We start from the raw sequence: 20876 nt of genomic DNA on the forward strand, positions 1-20876 counted from the left end.
TCTGTGGACCGAAGCCGCCGCAGAACGGGGTCGGATGCGTTCCCGGATAGCGAAATACAGCGGTTCAGCTACCGGATAAGCGTCCAACCCGGGCAGGCTGTCGCCGGAGCGATTGACGCGCAGGCTTTGCAAGGATCTGCCGCCTCCGCCCCGGCAGCGTGGATGCCGGATTGCCAGGACGATTCCACGCCCCCACACTCCGCCCATGGACGACACCCGCAACCGCGGCAACCAACCGGTCGGAGCACTGTTGGAGCGTTGGGGGCTGAGCAACCACGACATGGTGGATTGGGAGCGACGTAGCCTCCGACCCTATTGTTTCCTCTCCTCTCGCCGGGCCACGTAGTTGATGGCGAGTCAAGGTCCGCACACGGCATCCCAGTGGTAGAATGGATGAGAACCAGCTCCTTTCGCGGACGCCCTCGGCGGCGTTCGCCGGTGGGTCTCTCGAAACGGGCACCAAACTGTGTGAGATACGAACACCGGATGCCACGCGAAGTTGGTACCCCCTGCCCCACCACAACCTGCTAAGTGAGGTGCTTGACCAACTCGGTAGTGCAGGCTTCCGACTCACCGGAGAATCTCACGCCCTCAGCCACGAGGGAGCCCGATACTTCGGAGTTCTCGAGATTACTCTTCCCGATCGACAGGTCGGCTCCGACTACGGTTGGATCGTCGGACTGCGCAACAGCCACGACAAGGTCTTCCCGGCCGGACTGGTGGCGGGCACCCGAACCTTCGTTTGTGATAATATGGCGTTTTCCGGCGAAGTCCGGATCTCTCGCAAGCACACGAGGAACGCCTGGCGCGACCTTCGGCATCTCACCGCCCGGGCAGTCGGTCAACTCGGAGACCGATTTCAGTCCCTCGACCGACGGATCGAACTCTACCGATCCGAACCGATGGCTGACTGGTCGGCCCTCGACCTGGTGATCCGGGCGATGGATTGCCAAGCGATCACCCCGAGCCAATTACCCCGCGTCCTGAACGAGTGGCGCAAGCCCCGACACGACGCGTTCTGTCCCCGAAACCTCTGGAGCCTTTTCAACAGCTTCACCGAGGTTTTCAAAGGCCAGAATCCAGTCACTACCATGCGTCGCTCCCAAGCCCTTCACGGTTTGTGCGATACAATTGTCGGAATCAACTGATGACTAAAATCAAACAGCAAGACCCGTCCACTTCGGACGGGTCTTTTTCATGCTCAGCTCGACCGGCACTTGTCTTCGGACTCGCACTCGCCGACTTCAGTCCGTCACCTGATATGCCCTGCCGAGGCAGATGCCCGCGAGAACATCGGTCAACCCTAAGACTCATGGGAAATCACCACCGCCCAAGTTCACGCCACCATGCGGGTCGACGGGGCGTCAACTGGAGCTAACGCCACGTCACAACCTCCCACTTCAGCACGGTGGGGCCACCGATCCTGGCAGGCGTATCCTGGTTCAACGGACTGACCACAATCTCGACCCGGTTTTCGCCAGGTCTCAGGAATTCCCCAACCTCCCAGGCAAAAGGTGGCATCCAACGGGTTTCAAGCTCCCTCCCGTTGAGGCTTCCCCCGGCCATGATCTGGACATCACCGAGATCGAGCCGGATGGGGTTCGCGGGGCGAATGCCGGAGGGAAGCACGAAGCGGCTCGTGTAGGTTTGGAGGCCCTTGGCATCGGGTTCTCCGTGAGGCTGAAGCTCGATGGCGGACTGATGGGCCTCGATCTGGACTTGCTTCGTGCTTCCATCGCTGGAGGTCACCGCATGGATGCCGCTTTGATCGCCTTCGGCGACAAGCCCTCCCGCATCGTCGAGCCAGAGATGAATGGGGCCATCTACGGCGGTCACGGAGGGCTCCACGGCGGGTTCGCGGAAAACCACGAAGCAGCTGTCCGCAAGGTCGTCGATCTGAAAACGGACACGCGTGCCTCCCTTCACCTCCCGCCACGTGGCCAGTTTGCGGATTTGGCCGGTGACTGGATCGAAAAACTCGGGCTGCAGACCCTCGACTTTCAGGTTGGCCTCGAAGGGGCCGGTTCGCTCGAAGTTGCAGAGAAGGAAGATGCGGCCGCTCCCGGTCTCGCGGACCTTCCACTTGAAGTCCTGATTGGCGTCCCAGACCACGGGGTTCAGGCCGGTGCTGGCGAGGTCATCACCGGTAATGGGAAGGGAGTCGAAGACCGGTCCCCCCGCCTTCTTCAGTTCGGCGATGCGGCGGGCGACGGCCGGGCGGACGTGACCGGTGTCGGGAATGACGAGCGCTCCGTAGCTTGAGGCGCCGGGCAGGTCGATCACCCAGCGGCTGTCTTCGAACTCGAGGTGGTTCAGCAGGACGTCGGAGTTGATGTAGTCGAAGTCGTAGCCATGGGGAACGGGGTTCTCCGGGCCGACGGTGATCGGACTGAAGTCGCCGTAGTAGACGGCGATGTCGGCAGAGGGTTTGCCTTCCTGCAGCATGGTGTGCATCCGCTGGTGGTACTTCACCCACGAGCGGCTCGACATGAACCAGGGCGTGTTGCGGTGGAACTGGATGCCGAACCAGGGATTGCGTCCGGGAACGCCTTCCTGAGGCTGATGAACGACGACGTGCAGCACGGCGTGGTTCACCCCATGGGTGAACAATTCCTCGGCCCGCCGTTTCATCACATAGGGATGATGGAAGGGCTTGATGAAGGAGGTGTAGGACTCGGCGAAGACCCGGGGTTTGCCGTAGATGTGTGCGGTGGAGCTGGCGATCCGGCACATCTGCACTCCCATGGGCCGGCCCATCCAGAACTCGCCGCTGACCATGTCGGCATGCTTGCCGTAGTAGAGGGCGTCGCCGGGAAAGCCCCAGCTGCCGTAGTTCTCCATCCAGACGTCGAGCCCGACCTCGTCGCCGTATTCGTTGATGGTCGCCAGATAGTTCTCCGAGATGAGGTCGGCGACGGTGCGGCGCAGGTCCGACAGGAAGGTATCGGACGCCTCGGCGCTGTTGACGGTGCGGCCGGTGAAGGTCGGAAGGAAGCGGATCGGGTCGTAGCCGATCCGCTGTTCCAGGATCTGGTCGAAGTCGTCGGTCCAGTTCTGTGTGCCGGCCTCGTAGCTGTCGGCAACGATGGTCTTGATCACGCTTCGCTCCTCGGCACTGAGTTTGGCGAAGATCGGCGTGAACATGCTCTCGAGATGATGGCGTGTGTGTTCCTTGCTGAGCTTGTCGCACTCGAGTCCGGTGGCTTCCGGCGGCGCCGGGATATTGGTCTTGCCGGTGCTGGTCATGCCGAAGCAGAGGACCGTCCATGATCCCTCGGGCAGGGTGCAGGTCAGGCGGCCTTCGGCGTCTGGCCGTTCGTCGATGAGGTGAACCTCGTTGGCCTGCAGCACCAGGCCCCGCCCGGCCGGCTCGACGGTGTCCGGATAGACGTGCTGCTTCCACTCCGGGAACTGCCGGGCGTGAAGGCGGGCGAGTTGCTTCTCATAGGGCTGACTGACCTTGGGCTCGGCGCTGATCGTGGCGCTGAGGAGCTTCCTGGTCGCGCCCTCGAGCTCGAGGATGAACTCCTTCGCGGTGACCTCGGCAAAGCTGTAGATCTCGGGCGCCGTCGGCTGGCTGTCGCAGGTGTCACGGGAGTTGTCCGGGCGATCGAGCCGGAGCAATTGCCTGCTGCTGCCGTCGGCCAGCTTGGCGTGAAGGGTGCCGGCGAAGGTGTATTTCGGTCCGACCTCGAGGCTCATCGAACGGGCGGTGATCGGCTCCTCGCTCTGGAACCGGATCACGTTTCCATCCGGGCGGGAGCTGATGCTGGCGAACGGCCGCCGCGGCACGGCCATCACTGCGATGTCCTGTACGGGGAACTTCGAGACCGGACGCACCACCTCGGAGAACCCGCCGCCTTCGGCCGGGGTTTCCGTCCAGATGACGTGCCTCATCGACTGTTCAGGCTTGTTCCACGGTCCGCCGGACATGCTGTAGCCCGGGCTGTTGAACATCCCGATCTCGATATCGAGTCGATGGGCTTCCCGGAGGGCGTGGCGGAAGAGTTCCATCCAATCGTCGGTGAGGATCTCGACGTGAGGACGGCCCTCTCTCGGGCGTCCGCTGATGCTGGCGGTGAAGGCCTTCTTGATGCCGACCTCGGCCATCGACTCGAGATCCCGGGTGAGTCCCTCGGCGGTGATGTCGCCACCGAGCCAATACCAGTAGCACCACGGTTTGGTCTCCTCGACCGGGTCAGTGAAACGCGAGTCGAGGTCGCCGGCGGCGGTCAGGGGGATCAGGAAGGCGAGGAGGGCGGAAAGGCTGCCATGGAGTTTCATGCGAGTATGCTTGGACAAGGCGGATGAATCAAACTCGCGGACGTCACTCGCCTTGCAGCTTGCCGATCGCTTCAAGGACCTTGACCGCGGCATCGTCGATCCTGCCCTTCTTGTTGGGCGGGACGTTGAGAAGATAGTTCGAGTTGCGGGCATTGACCGCCTCGAGGCGCTGGACGTGGCCTTCGGGGCCGCCGTATCCACGGAGGCCCTCATTCCAGAACCACTTCCGTCCTGCCAACGACCAGCACGTCTCGCCTGGACCCTTGTGATCCTCGGGAAACATCCGCAGTTCCTTGACGCCGATGTCGAGGTAGGGCTGACCTTTCTTGCCCCAGCTCCACCAGTTCGAGCTGGTGAGCAGGCCCGGGTTGATGCCTCGCCCGAACTCCAGCAGTTCTTCGGCGGTCCCGACGCCCGGATCGAAGGCGTCGTTCCAGAAATAGAAGCATTCGGGGTACTTCTCCAGCAGTTCTCCGATCTGCTTGAGTTGGAATTCCTTCTGCGCCTCCAGGTCATGGCTGGCCGGGTCGCATTCCGGGGCCAGGACCTTGTGTTTCTCCGGGTCACCAAAGCCGGGGTGACGCCAGCAATAGTAAAGGCCGACCTTGAGTCCGCGGCTTGTGAAAGACTCGATGAACTTGGCCACGATGTCCTCTTGAACCGGGCAGTCCGGGTGCATGATGTCGTAGGTTGTGTGCTTGCTGTCCCACAAGCAGAAGCCGGAAACGTGCTTGGCGGTAAGCACGGCGTATTTCATCCCTGCCGCCTTGGCGGCGTCTGCCCACTGGTTGGTATCGACCGGGCCGCCGGGGTCGAAAGTGGAAGGATCCGGGTAGCCCTTGACCCACTCTTCATTGGTGTAGGTCGCCATGTTGTAGTGGAGGAACATCCCAAACTTGAGATCAAGGAACTCTTCCTGGAGTTGGGCGACGGATTTCCGAGGGGTGGTTTCATCAGCCCTCGTCGCTTGGATGGAGGCCAGGAGGAGTGTCAGGGTAGCGATGATGGTGCTGGTGCTCATTGATTCGAATGGATGTTTCTTCTGCTTGTTGGAATGCGCCCTCGGAAATGTTCCAGCCTTGCGGTTCTCAAGGCGAGGACGTCGAGATGGAGGTGGCCACCCTTTCACCGTTCATCGTCATCCAAAGGGCGTTCTCCCTTGAAAGGTCCCCAGCGGAGCAGCTTGGCGTGGTCTTTCGAGGCCTTGTAGAGTTCGGGGTCGTAGTCGGGGTTGGCCTTCGGCAGGCGCGCTTCGACATTCCTGAAATAGCTCATCATCTCGCCATGGAGCTCGGCGTGCCGGTCCGGATCCTCCCTGGCGATGTTCTCCACCTCCCCGGGATCCCGGGAGAGATCGAACAGCATCGGGATCTCGGGGTGATCGTAGAAATGCATCACCTTGTACTGTCCCGCGATGAGGGCGGAGTGCGGCCGCGACGACCGATAATGGGGATAGTGAAAGTAAAGGGGCCGCCCGAGGAACTCAGGCGCCGGTGTCGCTCCCTTCATGTAACCCGCGAGCGAGCGGCCATCGATCTCCTCCAACGCCTCCGGGTCACCTCCCGCCCAGTCCACGAAGGTGGGCAGGAAATCGTAATTGATGACGTTGCCGTCGAAGACGGATCCCGGCCTGATGCCCGGGCCCCGGACGATCATGGGCACCCGGATTCCCCCGTCCCAGACCCACCACTTCGCGCCGTGCAAGGGCTGGGTGAGACCGGGTAGAAACGAATGACGGTATCCGTTGTCGGACACGAGGACCACGTAGGTTTCGTCCTCGATCCCGAGTTTGGCGACTTCATCGAGCACCGCCCCGATGCGCCCGTCGAGGTCCTCGCCCATGCCCAGCCAGACGGCGGGATCGGACTTGCGGTTCACCGTCTCCGCGGTGGTGCCCGTCTTCCGGTAGTATTCCTGCACCGCGGGATGATCGACATACTTGGCCCGTGTGGCGGGCAGGCATTCCCTCCCCTCGTGCATCGCGTAGTGGGAGATCTGCAGGTAGAACGGCGTACCCGCCTCGACCTGCTCGTTCATGAAGGCGATCGCCTTCCGGGTGAGGCTGAACATCAGCTTCGGGTCGCTCAGGTCGGCAGGCAGCCGCCTCTTCCCCTCCCCGGTCAAGGTGTTGCCGGGCGTGTTGCTGGTATCCCCGTCGTGAACCGAGTAGCCCGCCGCACCCGGGTCGCTGCGCAGGTGCCACTTGCCGAGGTGGGCGCAGGTGTAACCCAGAGGCTTCAGTGCCTTCGGGATGGTCAGCGCGTCCGCGTCGAGCGACATGTCGGAGATGCAGGGGACGAGCGGGTAGCCGGGAAACGACTTTTTGTCGTAGTAGTCCTGACCCTTGCTGTTCATGAAGACGCTGAAGCCGTTGCGTGGGGTCGACTGCCCGGTCTGCACACATGCCCGGCCGGGCGAACACTGCGGAGACCCGTAGGCATTGCGGAACTTCATTCCCTGGCCCGCGAGCTTTGCGACGTTCGGCATCCGCAAAACGGGCATGCGCGAATTCGGCATGCCATCATCCATCGCCACAGGCGTGCCGTTCCAGGCCCAGTCATCGATGTAAAGAAGGATGATGTTGGGTCTCTGCGGCGGGGCTTCGCACCGAGCGGTAGCCGCCCCTGCCGCAAGCGAAGCGAGGCACACCATCCACGCATGCACGCGGATCCGCCCCATTCGGATCTTCCTGCGGGCTCCTGCGGCGGTTCCGCCGTCCCGAGGACGGATCTCATCAGGCAATCCCGAGCTTCCGACCATGTTCAAGTTCATTGTCATCGTGTTTCATCCAAACCATTTCCACTTCAAGAACCGCGCAGCTTGCCGGGGCGCCGGGGGGAGTCACGCTTTTCGTCCGGGGGCGTTGCGGATGGTTCCCAGCGAAAGCTTGTTCCCTCGATGATCAGTTCCTTCCGTCGATTCAGCTTCCGCTCGTGGGGGGCGAAGGTTTCGGGGGCGGCGCGCTTCAACTTGCGGATCAATTCCTGATGTGCTCCGGGCTCCTGGAATAACAGGTTGTTCCATTCGTTGGGGTCCTTCCGGAGATCGTAGAGTTCCTCACCGCCATTCGGGTAGTGGATGTATCGCCAGTCGCGATTGATCACCGCGTAGCCGCCGGGCTCCATGTAGGGCAGGAACACATCGCGATCCTTCGCCGACGCCGGGTTCTTCAAGGTGTCGGCGAGCGATTCCCCCTCCAACTTCTGTGGAGTTGCCGGCAGGCCACAGAGGTCCACGAGGGTGGGATACATGTCGATGAGGCTCACGGTCACGTCACTGACCGCGCCCTTCGCGACCCCCGGACCAGCCCAGATGAAGGGGACGTTCGAGGTCCGCTCCCAGAGGGTGTGCTTGCCCCAGTCGCCCTTCTCACCGTGGTGGTAACCGTGATCGCTCCAGAAAACCACAATGGTGTTGTCGGCATAAGGGCTTTTCTCCAACGCATCGAGAATCCTCCCGACCAGCGCGTCGGCATAACTCATGCAGGCGAGGTAGCCGAGGATGGCGTCGTCGACCGCATCGATGGCCACCAGCCGGTCGTGGTGGGCCTTCCTGCGGTTGGTCTTCTGGCGCCGGATGGGCTCGGGAAGGTCGTCGAGATCGTCATCCTTCATCGGAGGCAACGGGATCTCCTTGCCCTCGTAGAGTTTGAAATACTTTTCCGGGCAGTAGTTCGGAAAGTGCGGTGTGTAGAGGCCGACGGCCAGGAAGAAGGGCTGGTCGTGCTTCTCGCCGAGCTTGGACACCGCCCAGTTCGCCCGGATGGTGTCGGCGAGATCCTCTTCCCGCTCGTCCGGCACCGCCCCCCACTCGAGGAACAATCCCCCGCCCAGGTCCTTTCCCTTGTTGTAGGTCCGGTTGTAGATGCTCGCAGGAAAGGGATCGGGGAAGGGTACCTCCTCGCTCCAGTTGTCGAGGCTCCACGCGCGGCGATACTGGTCGGGCTTCCGCAGGAAGAATCCGGTCCAGCCTCGGACGTCGATGTGGCCCTCGGGGTGATGGAACAGCTTGCCGCCTCCGAAGGTCGCATAGCCTCCCTCCTGCAGGCTGACCTGGAGCGGCCTCAGCTCGGGGCGGTTCACGAAGTAGTGGGCGGTCCGGTAGCAGCCGGTGGAAGATGCATACTGCCCGGAGAAGATCGCCGCGCGCGAAGGAGCACAGAATATCCCGGCGGTGTGCGCGTTGGTGAAATTGAACCCCCGCTCCGCCAATCGGTCGATGTTCGGGGTGATGGCCGCGGGAGTCGCCCCAAGACACCCGATCCAATCATTCATGTCGTCGACGGCGATCATGAGGACGTTCGGCCGCGAGTCCGCCGCGACCCCGGAGCATGGGCAAAGGGCCAGCAGCAGCGCCCCGAAACGCAGAATCCGTGCTCCGATTCGCGGCAACTTGGCGGAGCGATGCTCGGTTCGTGAGTGGTTCGGATTCATGGTTGGAATGACGACGTTTACTCGCTCCTCTTCGGGACATCCTCGCGGTCCCTCGTCTTCGGATCGGTGCGGCGGTAGAGTTCCGGGTCGGCGGGGATTTCGCCGCGCAGCAGGCGCCCGCCCTGTCCGGCGAGCCAAAGATAGTGGTCGCTTGGAACGTCCCCAATGTCCACGAAGCGGGCGGGCGGATTCCCGGCCGGCGCATCGTGAGAGAGCTTGAAGATCGCGGTTCCCTCGTCGACCTCGTCGAACATGGCCACGTAAAGCATCTTCGCGCCGGCCTCCACGGACCCGTGGATCATTTGCCAGAAGAACTTTCCTCCCCGACGCGGGATCTTGTCCAACTCTTCCTCCCCGCCCTTCAGGTTGTGCCAACTGAAGCCGGGATAGACGCAGGGCGCGTAGTCGAGTCCCCGAGTCCGGCACCATGCCAAGTCGTCCCGAACCTGCGACCGGAACTTCTCCCGCTCCCGGCCCTCAAGCGTCCTGAACCGCCCGACCATCCACGGCAGAACCACGTCCGCCTTCTCCATCAACTCATGGAGGTAGGGATCAGCGCGGGTGTCGGCCCGCAGGGTCCGGAAATGGGTGGGCACCCCGAGCAAAATACTGCATCCGCCGTACTCCGGATCGTCGCGGAGAAAGTCGATCAGCTTGTCGACCCCGATCCGGCGGATGTCGTAGTCGCGCCCGGTGAAACCCAGCCCCCAGATTGCCACCAGTGGCTTTCCCCGGTGGTAGAGATAGCTCTGTTCCCGGCCTTGCGAGGTTGCCTTCAGCTCATCGACGATCTCCTTCCAGTCCTGGATCACCGACTCGCAGTCCTGGCCGTTCGTTGCGATACCGGAAAGGTCGTACATCACCGCCACCGCCCGTTGGTGCCGCTCGGCGGCGGTCAGCGCGTGCCCGAGGATCACCCGACCTTCCCGGCGCCGTTCCCCGGTGGTGGTGACGCGGAAGAAGCGCTGCATGAAGGCGCCGTCGATGCCGTGCTCCTTCATCCAGCGGAAGTGGGTATCGACCGTGCTGGCGTCCCACGAGCTGAACACCCGGGCCGGTTCGCCATTCGCCAGCGTGAAGGGCGTTTCGTAGGTTTTCGGGTACTCCGAAACCTCGGGCCAGAGGTCGATGCTGACATGCTGGGGGTCGAACCGCCCCCGCTTGCCCCAGTGCACCCAGCGACTCCCCGAGCCGTCGTCGGGTGTCCGGAACCAGCCCTGATATCCGGCCATGACACGTCCCTCGTAGGACATGAACCGCGAGGAAGGTGAGTGCTTCGTGCCCGCGGTTGCCGTCAACGAGGCGAGAAGAAAGACGCACCCGGCCATGAGAGACCGTCCGGCGCAGCCGTTGATGGCGATCGACCCTCGCCGAGGGAGCAATGCAAACCTGATTCTCTGGGAGCTGGTCAAGGAGCCGATTAAGAATTCCGGGAGCTTCGACTTCTAGTCCCCATTTCGGGGACTCCGATGAAATCGCTTCGATAAATCGCAGCGGGACGCCTATCGTTCGCAGACCTCGATCCTCCACGTGTCACGAACCGCAACCACCACCGGCTCCTCCTTCTTCGCTGCCCTTTTGCGCACGATGGGGATCGTCGTGCTCGCCGGTGCGGCGACGGGAGAAACTCCATCGACCACCATCGAGGCATTCGCCGACGAAACCCGTTTGGTCCCGCAGGACGAAATCGCGCTCGCTCCCCTGAACGCGTCCTCCCTCCAGTTTCAGGTTGTCCCGGCCAGCCTGCGAGTGCGCTACCGCCTCGAGGGGGCGGACAAGGTGTGGCAGGAGCGAAGCGGAACCATGATGTTCGTCGTCCGCTTCATCGACAAGGAAGGGAACCGGATTCTTCATCATGACTTCCCCGCCAAGCACGCAACTCCAGGCTGGAGCGGATCGGAAGCCCCCTTCGCCTTCGTTTCTCGCAAGGAAACCCTTCGAGTCCCCGAAAGCGCCGAATACCTCTCGGTGGCGGTTTCCTCCTCCGGTCCTTTGAGCGCGGTCGGCGTCATCGCGATCCGTGGTATCACGATCCGTTCCCTCCCCACCACCGACCGACCGGAGCGATGGCTGATGCGCGAGGCGCTCGGGCCGGACTCCCGCCCGATCCGCTGGAACAAGGCCGGAAGTCGGCCCACCATGGGTTCCATCATTCATCCGGACGGCCAGCGCGACTCGCCGCCGACCCTGGTCATCGTGGACGACGACCTCGAGGCGCACGCCGACATCGCGAGCGGGCACTACGAACTCCCGGCGCTTCGGCCTGGTGAGCAAATCGAGGTCGAATGGCAGGAAGCCTATTCGGTGGGACTCGGAGGCCCCTTCGAGCTCGACTACGAGCGGCTTCCGGCCGCCGACTACCGCTTCCTCGTTGAGGAGCTCTCGATCGACGGCATCCCCACCGGACGAACCTCGGTCCTCGTGGTGGATGTCCCCGGCGTGTTCTGGAAGAAATGGTGGTTCTGGCTCGGGTGCCTCGCGGGAGTCGGGAGCCTCGTCGGGCTCTGGGCCCGGGCTCTCGTCCGGCGAAGAATCAGACGCCAACTCCGGCACGCCCAGCTGCTCTCCGACGAGCGGCTCCGCATCGCCCGGGACCTCCACGACGACCTTGGCACCCGTCTTTCCCACATTTCCCTGGTCGGGGCCAACGCGGAGGCCGTCACCGCCGATCCCGAGTCGCAGGCGGCCTTCCGCCAGATCCGCGAACTCACCGGCGAACTGGTCGGTGCCCTTTCGGAATCGGTCTGGATGCTCAACCCGAGAAACAGCGACCTCGAATCGTTGATCAATTACCTGTGCCGCCTCGTCAGCGAACTCTGCCGGCTCGCCGGCATCCGCTGCCGGATCGACGATGCCGGTCTCGAGCACAACCACCCCATCAGCCACGAGTTCCGCCACAACTTCTCCCTCGCGGTCAAGGAAACGGTGAACAACGCGCTGCGCCACGCGGAAGCATCCGAAATTCTCATCAGGATCCGGATCGACCGGGGCAGCTTCAGTGTGTCGATCAGCGACGACGGCGTGGGAATCCGGGAAGATGCGGAAAGCCCCCCGGGAGACCCCGGAGGGAGCGGCCTCGAGAGCGTGCGCCAGCGCATGCAGTCGATCGGGGGCCGATGTGGCATCTCGAATCTCGATCCCCGCGGCCTGCGAGTCGTGTTGACAGCGCCGGTCCTCATGCGAGAACGATAGCACCTCATGGCTTTCCATCGAAAAACCGTGGTCGTTGTGGAGGACGACCTCCGCCTGCAGGAGCAACTCGTGAAGATCCTCGAGCGTCCAGACGACATCGAATGCCTGTACGCGGTCTCGTCCGGGGAGGAGGCCCTTTCCCGCATCCCCTGCGATCCGCCCGACGTGGTCCTCATGGACATCAAACTGCCGGGCCGATCCGGGATCGACTGCATCCGGGAATTGAAAAAGGGCCATCCCGAAATGGAAGTGGTGATGTTGACCGCCTACGACGAGGAGGACAACATCTTCCGGGCCTTGAAGGAGGGTGCGAGCGGCTATCTTCTCAAGACCAGCAGCCCGGACGACATCTTCAACGCCATCCGCGACGTGTTCTCGGGCGGCGCTCCCTTCTCAAGCCACATCGCGCGCAAGGTCGCCCAGCATTTTCGGAAGGACCGCGAGATCGAGGACGAGAATCAGAAGCTATCGGCTCGGGAGCACGAGGTTCTCGGCCTGCTCGCCTCCGGCTACATCTACAAGGAGGTGGCGGACGAACTGGACATCACGATCGAAACGGTCCGCACCTACGTGAAGCGAATCTGCCAGAAGCTCCATGTCCGGAGCAAGGTCGAAGCGATCATCAAGTACCGCGCCTGACCATGCCCGGTCCGGGTCAGCGGAACCCACGCTTGGGAGCGAGCTTCTCCCCCGATCAGGGTTGCTCGTCATCACGAAAGTCCGGAAAGACCAGTACGCGGGGCGTCCGGATGCCGGCCTTCGGGATGATGAAGGCGACGCTCCGGCTTCGTGGGTCGTGCATCCATTTCGTTTCGCAAAGCGGGTAGAGGTGATCCTCGTCGGGAATACGGAACCCGAGATCGACCTGGTAGCGTTCGTTGCCGCGGGCCGGAGGGTCGATGACGGTGCGGGCTCCGGGTTGAACGACGAGCCTCTCCGATCCGACGGTGCCGCCGATCGTGTTCCTCGTCAGATTGAACCAGAGCATCTGTCCCCGCTTGAGCCGATCGCTGCCGGCATGGATCGCCTGCATGCGCACGGGGGCGACCTTGTTCTCCGGGTCGCTGGTGAGCAGAAGGTAGAAATCGGTGACGCCGGCCGAAACCTTGGCACACGGAGCTCCGTCCGGAAGCTGCTCGGGGTCGTCCAGAGCGGTTGAAAGCAGGTGCAACCTGAGCGCACCCGCAGGCAACGAGTACACTTTTGAGAAGTTCATCCGCGGCAAGTCGACCTCGCGGGATTCGCTGCCATCGAAAAGAAACAACGAGGTCGGTGCCGAGGCGGGCGCTTCGAGGAATAGGATACGACAGGTGCGCACCGATGGTTCCACCGCAGTGAGGGGAAGAATTAAGGCCAACAGGATGCTGTGCTTCATGGATGTCGGAAGATTCTGTCAGGCCCCATGGATCCGGCGGAAATCACACCTCCTTGGGGGACAACCAGCGGAACGAGACCATTTCAAAGCGTCGCCCGAACCGGCGGTTGATCTCCCGTTCGGGAGCCTCGAAGCGGTCGGCTTCATCGGACGGATCGACATAGTCCCGCATCCGCCGGACCGTAGCCTCACACCATGCCTGCGCGATCACGCTTCCGGCGGCGTCCCGGGCATCACCGTAGGCCCGGATGGTGAAAGTGTCGTCCCGGACGGAGAGGATCGGGGCGAGCGGTCGTAGGATGTCAGCCTGACGGGTCCACCCAGGCATGCCGTAGGCGCTGTGCCCTTCCACAGCCTTGCGAAACTGATAGCCCTCGTCGTGTCCTGCCACATTCGGTGGGTCGCCGATGGAAACCGTGGAGAGAGCTTTGAGATGGGCGAAGGGGTCGAGAGCCGGTTGCTTCGAAAGCGCATTCAAGGCGCCTTGAATGGTGCCGGCGAGTGCGAGGTCACCAGAGGAAAGCTGGCGATTGACGAACTCGGAAAGCGAGAGGAAAGGGCCCCGAAGACGAATCTGGCTGACCACTTCCTCCGCCATGGCATCGATGAACTCCGGATCCACCGTGCGATAACCGGCGAATTGGGTCGCTTCGGGAAACGCACCCGAGTCGCCGATGGTTCCGGCCTCGGAGTCCGCCGCCACACTGAAACGGTTGAAAATGTGATCTGATTCTGCCGACAGTCCGATATCCCAATCGGGAGCGGCCCCACGAATGTGCGGCACTTTCTGGTCTCTCGCGTGTCCCAACAGGGCGCGCCATGCGATGACCGAGGTGGAGTTCACGTTGAACATTCCCTCCACCTCAAGCCTCGCCGCGATGGTTTTCCATGCATCCGCAGGCTCGACGTGCTCGCTGTATATCTCCGCGGCCTCCTCGGCGGAAGACACCATGTCAGCCAGGATCGGGCGGTAGGCGCGGTTCACCAGTGGCCGGGTGCCGGTGAGGAAGTCGGCATGGACTGCCTCCAAACCGCGTCCTGCGCTGCCCGGTAGCCGCGAATCGGGCGCGATTGACGAGACGAACCAGTCGTCAAAGAGCAGATGATTCATGCAATATGAATCGTCGTTCTGCCGGTTGATGGCTTCCCCAGCATCCTTGCTGTTGAGAACGGCGTCGGACTGAATGAGTGGAGATGCGTCGGAATTGGCGACCTGGTTGAGCGAATAGGGTGGGGCCGGATTGTCAAAGCGGGCGTCCCAATGGGTCAGCTCGGCCAGCGACGCGAGAGGCAGTAGCGGAAGCTCGGCGATGACGCAGCGCGCAAGACCATCAGCTTTGCTGAAGCCGGTGACGATGTAGCTGCGGTTGGTCGTGTCGCCGACGTTCGGCAGCAGGCTGTCGCCACCCGGAGCATGCTTCACGAAGCTGAAGTCAGAGGGCGAATTCACCGGGTGCGTTTGGCCATAGTAGAAATCCCCTGTTCTGCGCATTCTCGCGTGATTGACCATGGGGTTAGACTGAATGAAGCCCTTCGTGGCCATGTGTGTGCTGCTGGCAGTGCGCGCGCCAAAGACGGCCGAGAGGAAAGGAAGCGGATTGCCTGAACAGGCCTCCAGCGACGTTTCGGCCATATCTGAGAGTGGGGAATAAACAGCGTTCGCCGTGTCTTCGGTGAAGAACATCCGGTAAGCGAGATGGCTCTTCTTGTCTTCCCTCTGAAGATCCAGGTAGACCCCCACATGGGACACTTCCCTGTATCGGTCCTTGGTGTCGAAACGGGCATCAGCCTTGATGCGTGTCGATCCCGGAAGCTTCAACGGTGATTCGCCCCGGGCACCTCTTACCTGGAAGTAGTAGCCGCCCCCGGGCCGATAGCCTGGCCCGAGATTGAGCTGGGCTCGGCTGTGTTTGACCGGGTTGGTCGATTTCGGGCTGAATAACCGCGTTTCGCCAGGAATGAGATTGAAGGGCGCAGCGATCCGGAGTAGAAAATCAACCCTTTCACGTCCGACAGTCTCCTCTCCGAACCAAGACAGCGGAGGTTGGTTGTTCAACGCTGTGGTCAGCGCGTTGTAGTCGGGATTTTTCTGACCATCGAAGGAATACCGGAAGGCGGTCGGCAAGGTGACCGGCATCTGTAGTCGAAAGTTTGGAGGGCAGCTTATCGCGACATTGTAGGGGTTCCATAGGGTAACGACCGGAGTGAGGTGAAGACGTGGCTCATACAGCGGTTCGGCGCCCTCCTCGGCGGGTGGCAACTCCTGGGCTCCGTGGGAAAACACCCATTGAATTCGCGCGATTACGGGAAGGATCCGAATCTTGTGATGATAATCGTGGGTATTTGCTCCGTCGTAGACAGACACCGAATGCAGAGAAGTGCTGGCCCGACCTGTGGAGCCGATCGATACCCGTTTGTAGTGCGTCACATGGTCGATCAGATGCGCCCAGCTTGACGAGGCTCCTGTTCGAAAGATCGGGTGTTCGCCCGGCGAGCCCCGATAGGCAGCCCAGGGATAGACCATTGCTCCGTCGGGCACCGGATCCATCCGGGTTGGGATGACCGCCTGCGAGTCGCGGTCCGGGGAGATCCTGAAAAGCGGCAAGCCGGTTCTCGGTTGGCGGCCCCAGTTCTCGCTCAGTAGCGAAAGGTCCTTGCGCCATCCGCCGGTGGCGGTGTTGGTCAGCAGTCCGACGGATGAAGTTGATAAGTCGTGGAAAAATTCGTCCGGCTCGGCATCGCCCTCCGTCCTGAGCAGGCCGACCGTGTTGAGGCTGATCGCCTTCTCCGCCGGGTCCGGATCAACCAGCAACGGATCCAATCCGAACGGGCTCGGGTCGGCAACCGCATGGCTGTTGGCGATGCCAACCCACCCAGAGATCGTGTCGCCATGCGGTTCGTACGGTTTCGGCAACCGTGCCTTCTGGTTCTCGCCACTGGCCCACCAAGCCATCGCGCCACGGCTTGAGACAGGCACCGGGGTGACGTGCACTTCACGCTCGCTGCCCGCCGAAAGAGTTCCTGTAGACAGCAATGGAACGGAAGTCTCGGAAGCCGTTGCACTTGTCAATTTGGCGGCGTCTTCGATGGAAGTTGTGGACCGGGCCGCTGAAACCAACCACGAAAGGAACCGTCCACCATCGCTTTCCGTCCGCTCTTTGGCGCCATAGTCTGGAGTGACCGGACGTCCGGCGAATCTTCCGTCTGTCTCATGATCCTTGCCTTCCCAACTGCGCCAGACCCCGGTCAGTGTTGAAGAGCCCCCGTCAATGATGTCGCCAGGTGCCGTAACCCGCGTGTCCGGCCCAGCCCGCATTTGCAGTTCGCCAAGGGCGACGATCAGAGCCACTCGGGCATTGGCCCGGGCCTCGGCCATCGCCATGGCATTTGAGGACTTCCGCAGGGCCACCGACGAGAGCGACAGGAGTCCGATCACCAGCAGCACCAGGAGCACCATGAGCGACACGGTGACCACCAGGGCGAACCCTGAACGACGCAGACGATCAGCGCCTTTTCGAGGAAACCCAACCGCAGCGCAGCAAGACCCGAAAGAGCCCATGCCGGATGCGGATTGGACTACCGTCTTGTCTTTGGCATTGATGAAGATGGGTTTGTCGAATGGAGGGTTTGAACGGGATCGGAGTATTCGCCGGAAGATTACAAGCTCGGCGCTTGAGCCAGAGGTTTAAGTATTTGAAATCAACAATTCCCTCTGCCCTCCACAAGTCCCCAAATGGGGGACAGCGCGCCTCGCGCCGGTCGCGCCCGATCTGGGGACTTGTGACCGACCCGGTGCCCTGTTTTCCCCAAGGAGGCCGGGGCCAAAGTTCAAACTGTCGGGATCAGCCCTCTTTCTCCTGTTTCGTGAGGGTGAGTCCCTTGAGCTGCATGATCCAGACGCTATCGACATCCGAACGCTGTGGATCGAGCGCGAGGTCGTGCCGACCCTTTTCGAACCGGACCGTGCCGACCGCCGCCTTCTCGTATTTGTCCCAGCCCTTCTGGTGGGTCACGTCGAAGCTAAGGCTGCGCTCGCCATCGACCAGCAGGTCGATCGGGATGCCGGATGCACGCTTGATCGAGCCATACTCAATCTGTACCCGATACTCCCCCGATTCCGGCACCTCGAAGGTCCACGCCACCGTTGCTCCGCTCCCCTTGTTGTAGCGCCAGTTGACGATCGCGTCCGCTTCGGGGTCATACGAAAGGTTGAGCGATTTGATGTTGCTCGCAAAGGCCTGGAAGTTCGCCGGAGCAAGTGAGATCCGTTTGGACTCGGGATCGTAGGCGTGCCTGAAGGGGTCCAGGCGGATTTCGTCCCCGTCCGTCTCCAGCCTGATCACCGTCGCGACCGGATGAGCTGTCACCCCGGAAACATCGATGATGATCGTGGCGTTGCCGCTCGCATCACGATTTCGCCGATGGGGGAGCTGCTTGCGGACCTCGCCCTCGAGAACCGTCACCGCCTCGATCTCGTTGCGGAGGAGGGGCAGGGACACCTCGCCGCTTGAGGGCCAATTCGTCACGATAAGAAAAAGGTCGCCGCCTTTCCGGGTACAGGTGCCCCAGGGATGCTGCACCGAGCTTTCGCCGGTATACGGCGTCTGGCGGGTCCCGAAAACAGCCTCGCGGTTCGCCGACGTCCACTTGCCAACCTCGGTCAAGGTCTCCATGTCCTCCCGGGCGATCGTGCCATCCGCCTTGGGCCCGATGTTCAGCAGGTAGTTGCCGCCGTGAGCTGCGGTGCGGATGAGCTTGCGGATGATCCACGCCGGCTCCTTGTGCTCATGGTCTCCCGAGTGGTATCCGAAGCTGTGATTGATCGAGCTCCCGGTTTCCCAGGGATACTCGACCGGAATCCCGATGTCGCCGTTGTCCCCGCAATTCAGGTAGTTGCCGAGTCCCCTGCCCAGCCGGCCATTGATGATGGTGTTCGGGCTCAGGCGGTTGACATGCTCCGCGAGTTCCCGGGCCTGGGTCGGGGTGATGATCCGGGGGACATCAAACCATATCATCCCGATATCGCCGTAGCCCGTGAGCAACTCGGTCAATTGAGGCTTCACCTTGCGGTCCAGGTAGCTCTGGAAGACCTCGGGTGTCGGATCGGGATGGGGCTCGTAACCGAAGCTGGCTGCGTCCCTTTCCCACCAGTCGGCACAATGCGAATAGTAGAAGCAGAGCCTGACCTCAAAAGGCCCGTCGGTCTTCGTCCTGGCGCAGGCATCAGCAAGTTCCTTCAGGGGGTCGCGCCCCGACGAACGACCGTAGGGGGTGGCATCGCGGATGTTCCATGCACTGGCCTGCGACGGCCAGATCGCGAAGCCGTCATGGTGCTTGGTCGTGATCACGATGTAGCGCTGACCGGACGCGTGGCAGAGATCGACGATCTTCTGCGCATCAAAGCCTGACCAGTCGAAGAGCTGCGCAATCTTCTCGTACTCGCCCAGGGGCATGTCGGTCGCGTGGAGGAGGCGCTCGCTGTAGGCATGTGGGCTATGCAGGTCCTTGCCACTCTTCCAGCCCTCGAAGGTGTTGTCCTTGGACCAGAATCCCGCAGGAACCGCATAGACCCCCCAATGGATGAACAACCCGAACTTCGCGTCGCGAAACCACCGCATCTTGTCGGCGCTGGCTTCGGTGTAGGCAGGGGCCTCGTAGTCTGTGCGGAGGTGGGGCTTGTCGCTGCCATCAAGGCTCGACGCAAAGCCGGCGGCGCAGAGAACCAGCGCCACAAGCCTCGTGGTGAAGCTTCTCGTCCGTGAAACGATGAAGCCCACGGGGTGGTTCGGCTGGGCGCTAGCGGTTGCCGGTTCGACCCTACTCGCGTTCATTGCTCCAACTCTGAAATCTCTCAAGTTGCCTTCCCCCGCCCCGAAAGAAACCGGACCGGGATCAACTCTTCAAGCTGCCGCTCATTCACGCGAATGCGGGGTTCATCCACCAGTCCCCAAAGCGGGGACAAGCCGTGAATCTTCTTGAAGAGCTGGAATCCTTCAGACGGCGAAGAAGCGCTGAGACCCGATGCCCGGGGCCGACCGTGTCCCCACTCTGGGGACTTGTGACCGAACCGCCGCCCTGTTGTCCTCGACGTGTCGATGGCTGGCGACAATCCCGGACCTTTCGGGAGCCGGGGCCAGGATTCCAGAGATTCCCAACAGCCAGTCATCCACACCATCCTTCACCAGCCATCGAATCGACCACCCGTTCCCTGCGCTCGCGCCCACCATGATCGAATCCATCCCACGCCGTAACTTCCTCCGCACCGGCCTGCTGGCCGGAGGCGGCACCCTCATCAGCAATCACCGGGCATGGGCCCAGCGCTCCTCGAACCGCAAGCTCAAGGTCGCCCTGATCGGGGCCGGCGGGATCGCAAAGACCGCCTACAACGACTGCGCGCGCGAGCAGGTGATTGCCATCGCCGATGTGGACGCGAAGCAGGGCGAACCGGGCTTCAAGAAGTTCCCCGACGCCAAGCGCTACACCGACTTCCGCAAGCTGCTCGACGCCCACGGGAAGGAGCTCGACGCCGTCATCGTCAGCACCCCCGACCACACTCATTTCGCGGCCACTTACGACGCGATGCAGCGTGGCATCGCGGTCCACACGCAAAAGCCGCTGACGCATGACCTCTGGCAGGCGCGGACCCTGCGAAAAGCATACCACGAGTTCAAGGTGCCGACCGTCATGGGCAACCAGGGCCACACGATGGAGGGCATGCGATACATCCGCGAATGGTACGAGGCCGGCCTCGCCGGCGAGATCGTGGAGGTCCACGCCTGGACCAACCGGACCACCAAGAACAACACCAACGCAGAACGCTTCAAGGACCTGCCCGGCATTCCCGTGCCGGGCCACCTCGACTGGGATCTCTGGCAGGGGCCGGTTCCGGAGAAACGCCTGCTCGAGGGTCTCGTCCCTTCCGGCTGGAGGTGGTGGTGGGACTACGGACTCGGTGGGCTCGGCGACATCGGTTGTCACACGCTCGACATTCCGGTCTATGCCCTCGGGCTCGGCATGCCGGTCTCGGTGCGCACCGACAAGAGCATTGATTTCAGCAAGGAATCCGGAGGGAAGACGCCCAGACCCGAGGCGATGACCTACATCTACGAGTTCGCGCGCGGCGGCGGAAAACCGAACCTGAAGGTCTTCTGGTATGAGGGCGGCCACCTGCCGCGGCTTCCGGATTCACTGAAGGGCGGCAAGATGGACGGATCGGGAGGCTGTCTCCTGGTCGGCGAGAAGAACACCATCGTGTCTCCCGGGATGCGCCCGACCAGCCCCCGGATGCTCGAGAACTGGGACGAGATCCGCAGGAATCTTCCTGCCAAGACTCTGCCACGGGCCGTCGGCGGACCCATCAAGGAACTCTTCGCCGCAATTCGCGGCGAGATCGAGAAGCCCGGTTCGGACTTCGACTATGCCGCACCACTGACCGAGATCGTGATCCTCGGCACCATTGCCATGCGGAGCGGCAAGGAGGTTCGCTACCAACCCGAAACCCTGACCTTCGAAGACACCTCACTCGACCCCTACGTCAAGGCACCCGTGCGGCCAGGCTGGGACTACGGTGTCGATCTTTGGAAAGACTGAAG

General features: G+C 62.3%; 13 protein-coding genes. 5 read left to right on the forward strand and 8 right to left on the reverse strand.

Features of this window, described 5'->3' with window-relative positions:
- The first annotated feature begins 536 nt into the window (after window positions 1-536).
- Window positions 537-1148 carry a DUF932 domain-containing protein gene (locus tag ACG2LG_RS08695; RefSeq protein WP_396258171.1) on the forward strand — a complete coding sequence of 204 codons (612 nt, stop codon included), beginning with the start codon at window positions 537-539 and terminating at the stop codon, window positions 1146-1148.
- 226 nt (window positions 1149-1374) lie between these two features.
- On the opposite strand, the gene ACG2LG_RS08700 is transcribed toward ACG2LG_RS08695, so the two are convergent.
- The 5 genes from ACG2LG_RS08700 to ACG2LG_RS08720 form a co-directional block, all read right to left on the reverse strand.
- Entirely contained in the window at window positions 1375-4284 is a 2910-nt protein-coding gene (locus ACG2LG_RS08700; protein ID WP_396258173.1) for a glycosyl hydrolase, read from the reverse strand.
- Between the two features lie 43 nt (window positions 4285-4327).
- The gene (locus ACG2LG_RS08705; RefSeq protein WP_396258175.1) at window positions 4328-5305 is read right to left on the reverse strand and encodes an alpha-L-fucosidase; all 978 of its coding nucleotides are present in this window, start codon (window positions 5303-5305) and stop codon (window positions 4328-4330) included.
- A gap of 104 nt (window positions 5306-5409) precedes the next feature.
- A complete protein-coding gene (locus tag ACG2LG_RS08710) occupies window positions 5410-6963 on the reverse strand; it encodes a sulfatase-like hydrolase/transferase (RefSeq protein WP_396258177.1) in 1554 nt (517 codons plus the stop codon).
- A 125-nt stretch (window positions 6964-7088) separates the two neighbouring features.
- A complete protein-coding gene (locus ACG2LG_RS08715) occupies window positions 7089-8717 on the reverse strand; it encodes a sulfatase (protein ID WP_396258179.1) in 1629 nt (542 codons plus the stop codon).
- A gap of 17 nt (window positions 8718-8734) precedes the next feature.
- On the reverse strand, window positions 8735-9970 hold the full coding sequence (locus ACG2LG_RS08720; RefSeq protein ID WP_396258180.1) for a glycoside hydrolase family 71/99-like protein: 1236 nt from the start codon (window positions 9968-9970) through the stop codon (window positions 8735-8737).
- Between ACG2LG_RS08720 and ACG2LG_RS08725 the strand changes: the two genes are divergently transcribed.
- The 3 genes from ACG2LG_RS08725 to ACG2LG_RS08735 all read left to right on the forward strand — a co-directional run bounded on the left by ACG2LG_RS08725 (window position 9969) and on the right by ACG2LG_RS08735 (window position 12548).
- Window positions 9969-10166, forward strand: a complete 198-nt coding sequence (locus tag ACG2LG_RS08725; protein WP_396258182.1) for a hypothetical protein — start codon at window positions 9969-9971, stop codon at window positions 10164-10166. The two genes, ACG2LG_RS08720 and ACG2LG_RS08725, sit on opposite strands and share 2 nt — an antisense overlap.
- Window positions 10167-10247: 81 nt before the next feature.
- Window positions 10248-11909: a sensor histidine kinase gene (locus ACG2LG_RS08730; RefSeq protein ID WP_396258184.1), complete on the forward strand. Its 1662-nt coding sequence runs from the start codon at window positions 10248-10250 to the stop codon at window positions 11907-11909.
- 6 nt (window positions 11910-11915) lie between these two features.
- Window positions 11916-12548 (forward strand): response regulator, encoded by a 633-nt coding sequence (locus ACG2LG_RS08735; RefSeq protein WP_396258186.1) that lies wholly within the window; start codon window positions 11916-11918, stop codon window positions 12546-12548.
- 55 nt (window positions 12549-12603) lie between these two features.
- Here the strand turns inward: ACG2LG_RS08735 and ACG2LG_RS08740 are convergent, their stop codons facing one another.
- From ACG2LG_RS08740 to ACG2LG_RS08750, 3 genes are all read right to left on the reverse strand, one after another.
- Entirely contained in the window at window positions 12604-13284 is a 681-nt protein-coding gene (locus tag ACG2LG_RS08740; protein ID WP_396258187.1) for a hypothetical protein, read from the reverse strand.
- Window positions 13285-13327: 43 nt separating this feature from the next.
- Complete coding sequence (locus tag ACG2LG_RS08745) at window positions 13328-16741, reverse strand: hypothetical protein (protein WP_396258189.1); 3414 nt, start codon at window positions 16739-16741, stop codon at window positions 13328-13330.
- 385 nt (window positions 16742-17126) lie between these two features.
- Window positions 17127-19115, reverse strand: coding sequence for an alpha-L-fucosidase (locus ACG2LG_RS08750; protein WP_396258191.1), 1989 nt, complete (start codon window positions 19113-19115; stop codon window positions 17127-17129).
- Window positions 19116-19509: 394 nt separating this feature from the next.
- Between ACG2LG_RS08750 and ACG2LG_RS08755 the strand changes: the two genes are divergently transcribed.
- Window positions 19510-20874, forward strand: coding sequence for a Gfo/Idh/MocA family protein (locus ACG2LG_RS08755; RefSeq protein WP_396258192.1), 1365 nt, complete (start codon window positions 19510-19512; stop codon window positions 20872-20874).
- The last annotated feature ends 2 nt before the right edge of the window (window positions 20875-20876 follow it).

Source organism: Haloferula sp. A504 (assembly GCF_044385805.1).
Taxonomy (GTDB): Bacteria; Verrucomicrobiota; Verrucomicrobiia; order Verrucomicrobiales; family Akkermansiaceae; genus Haloferula.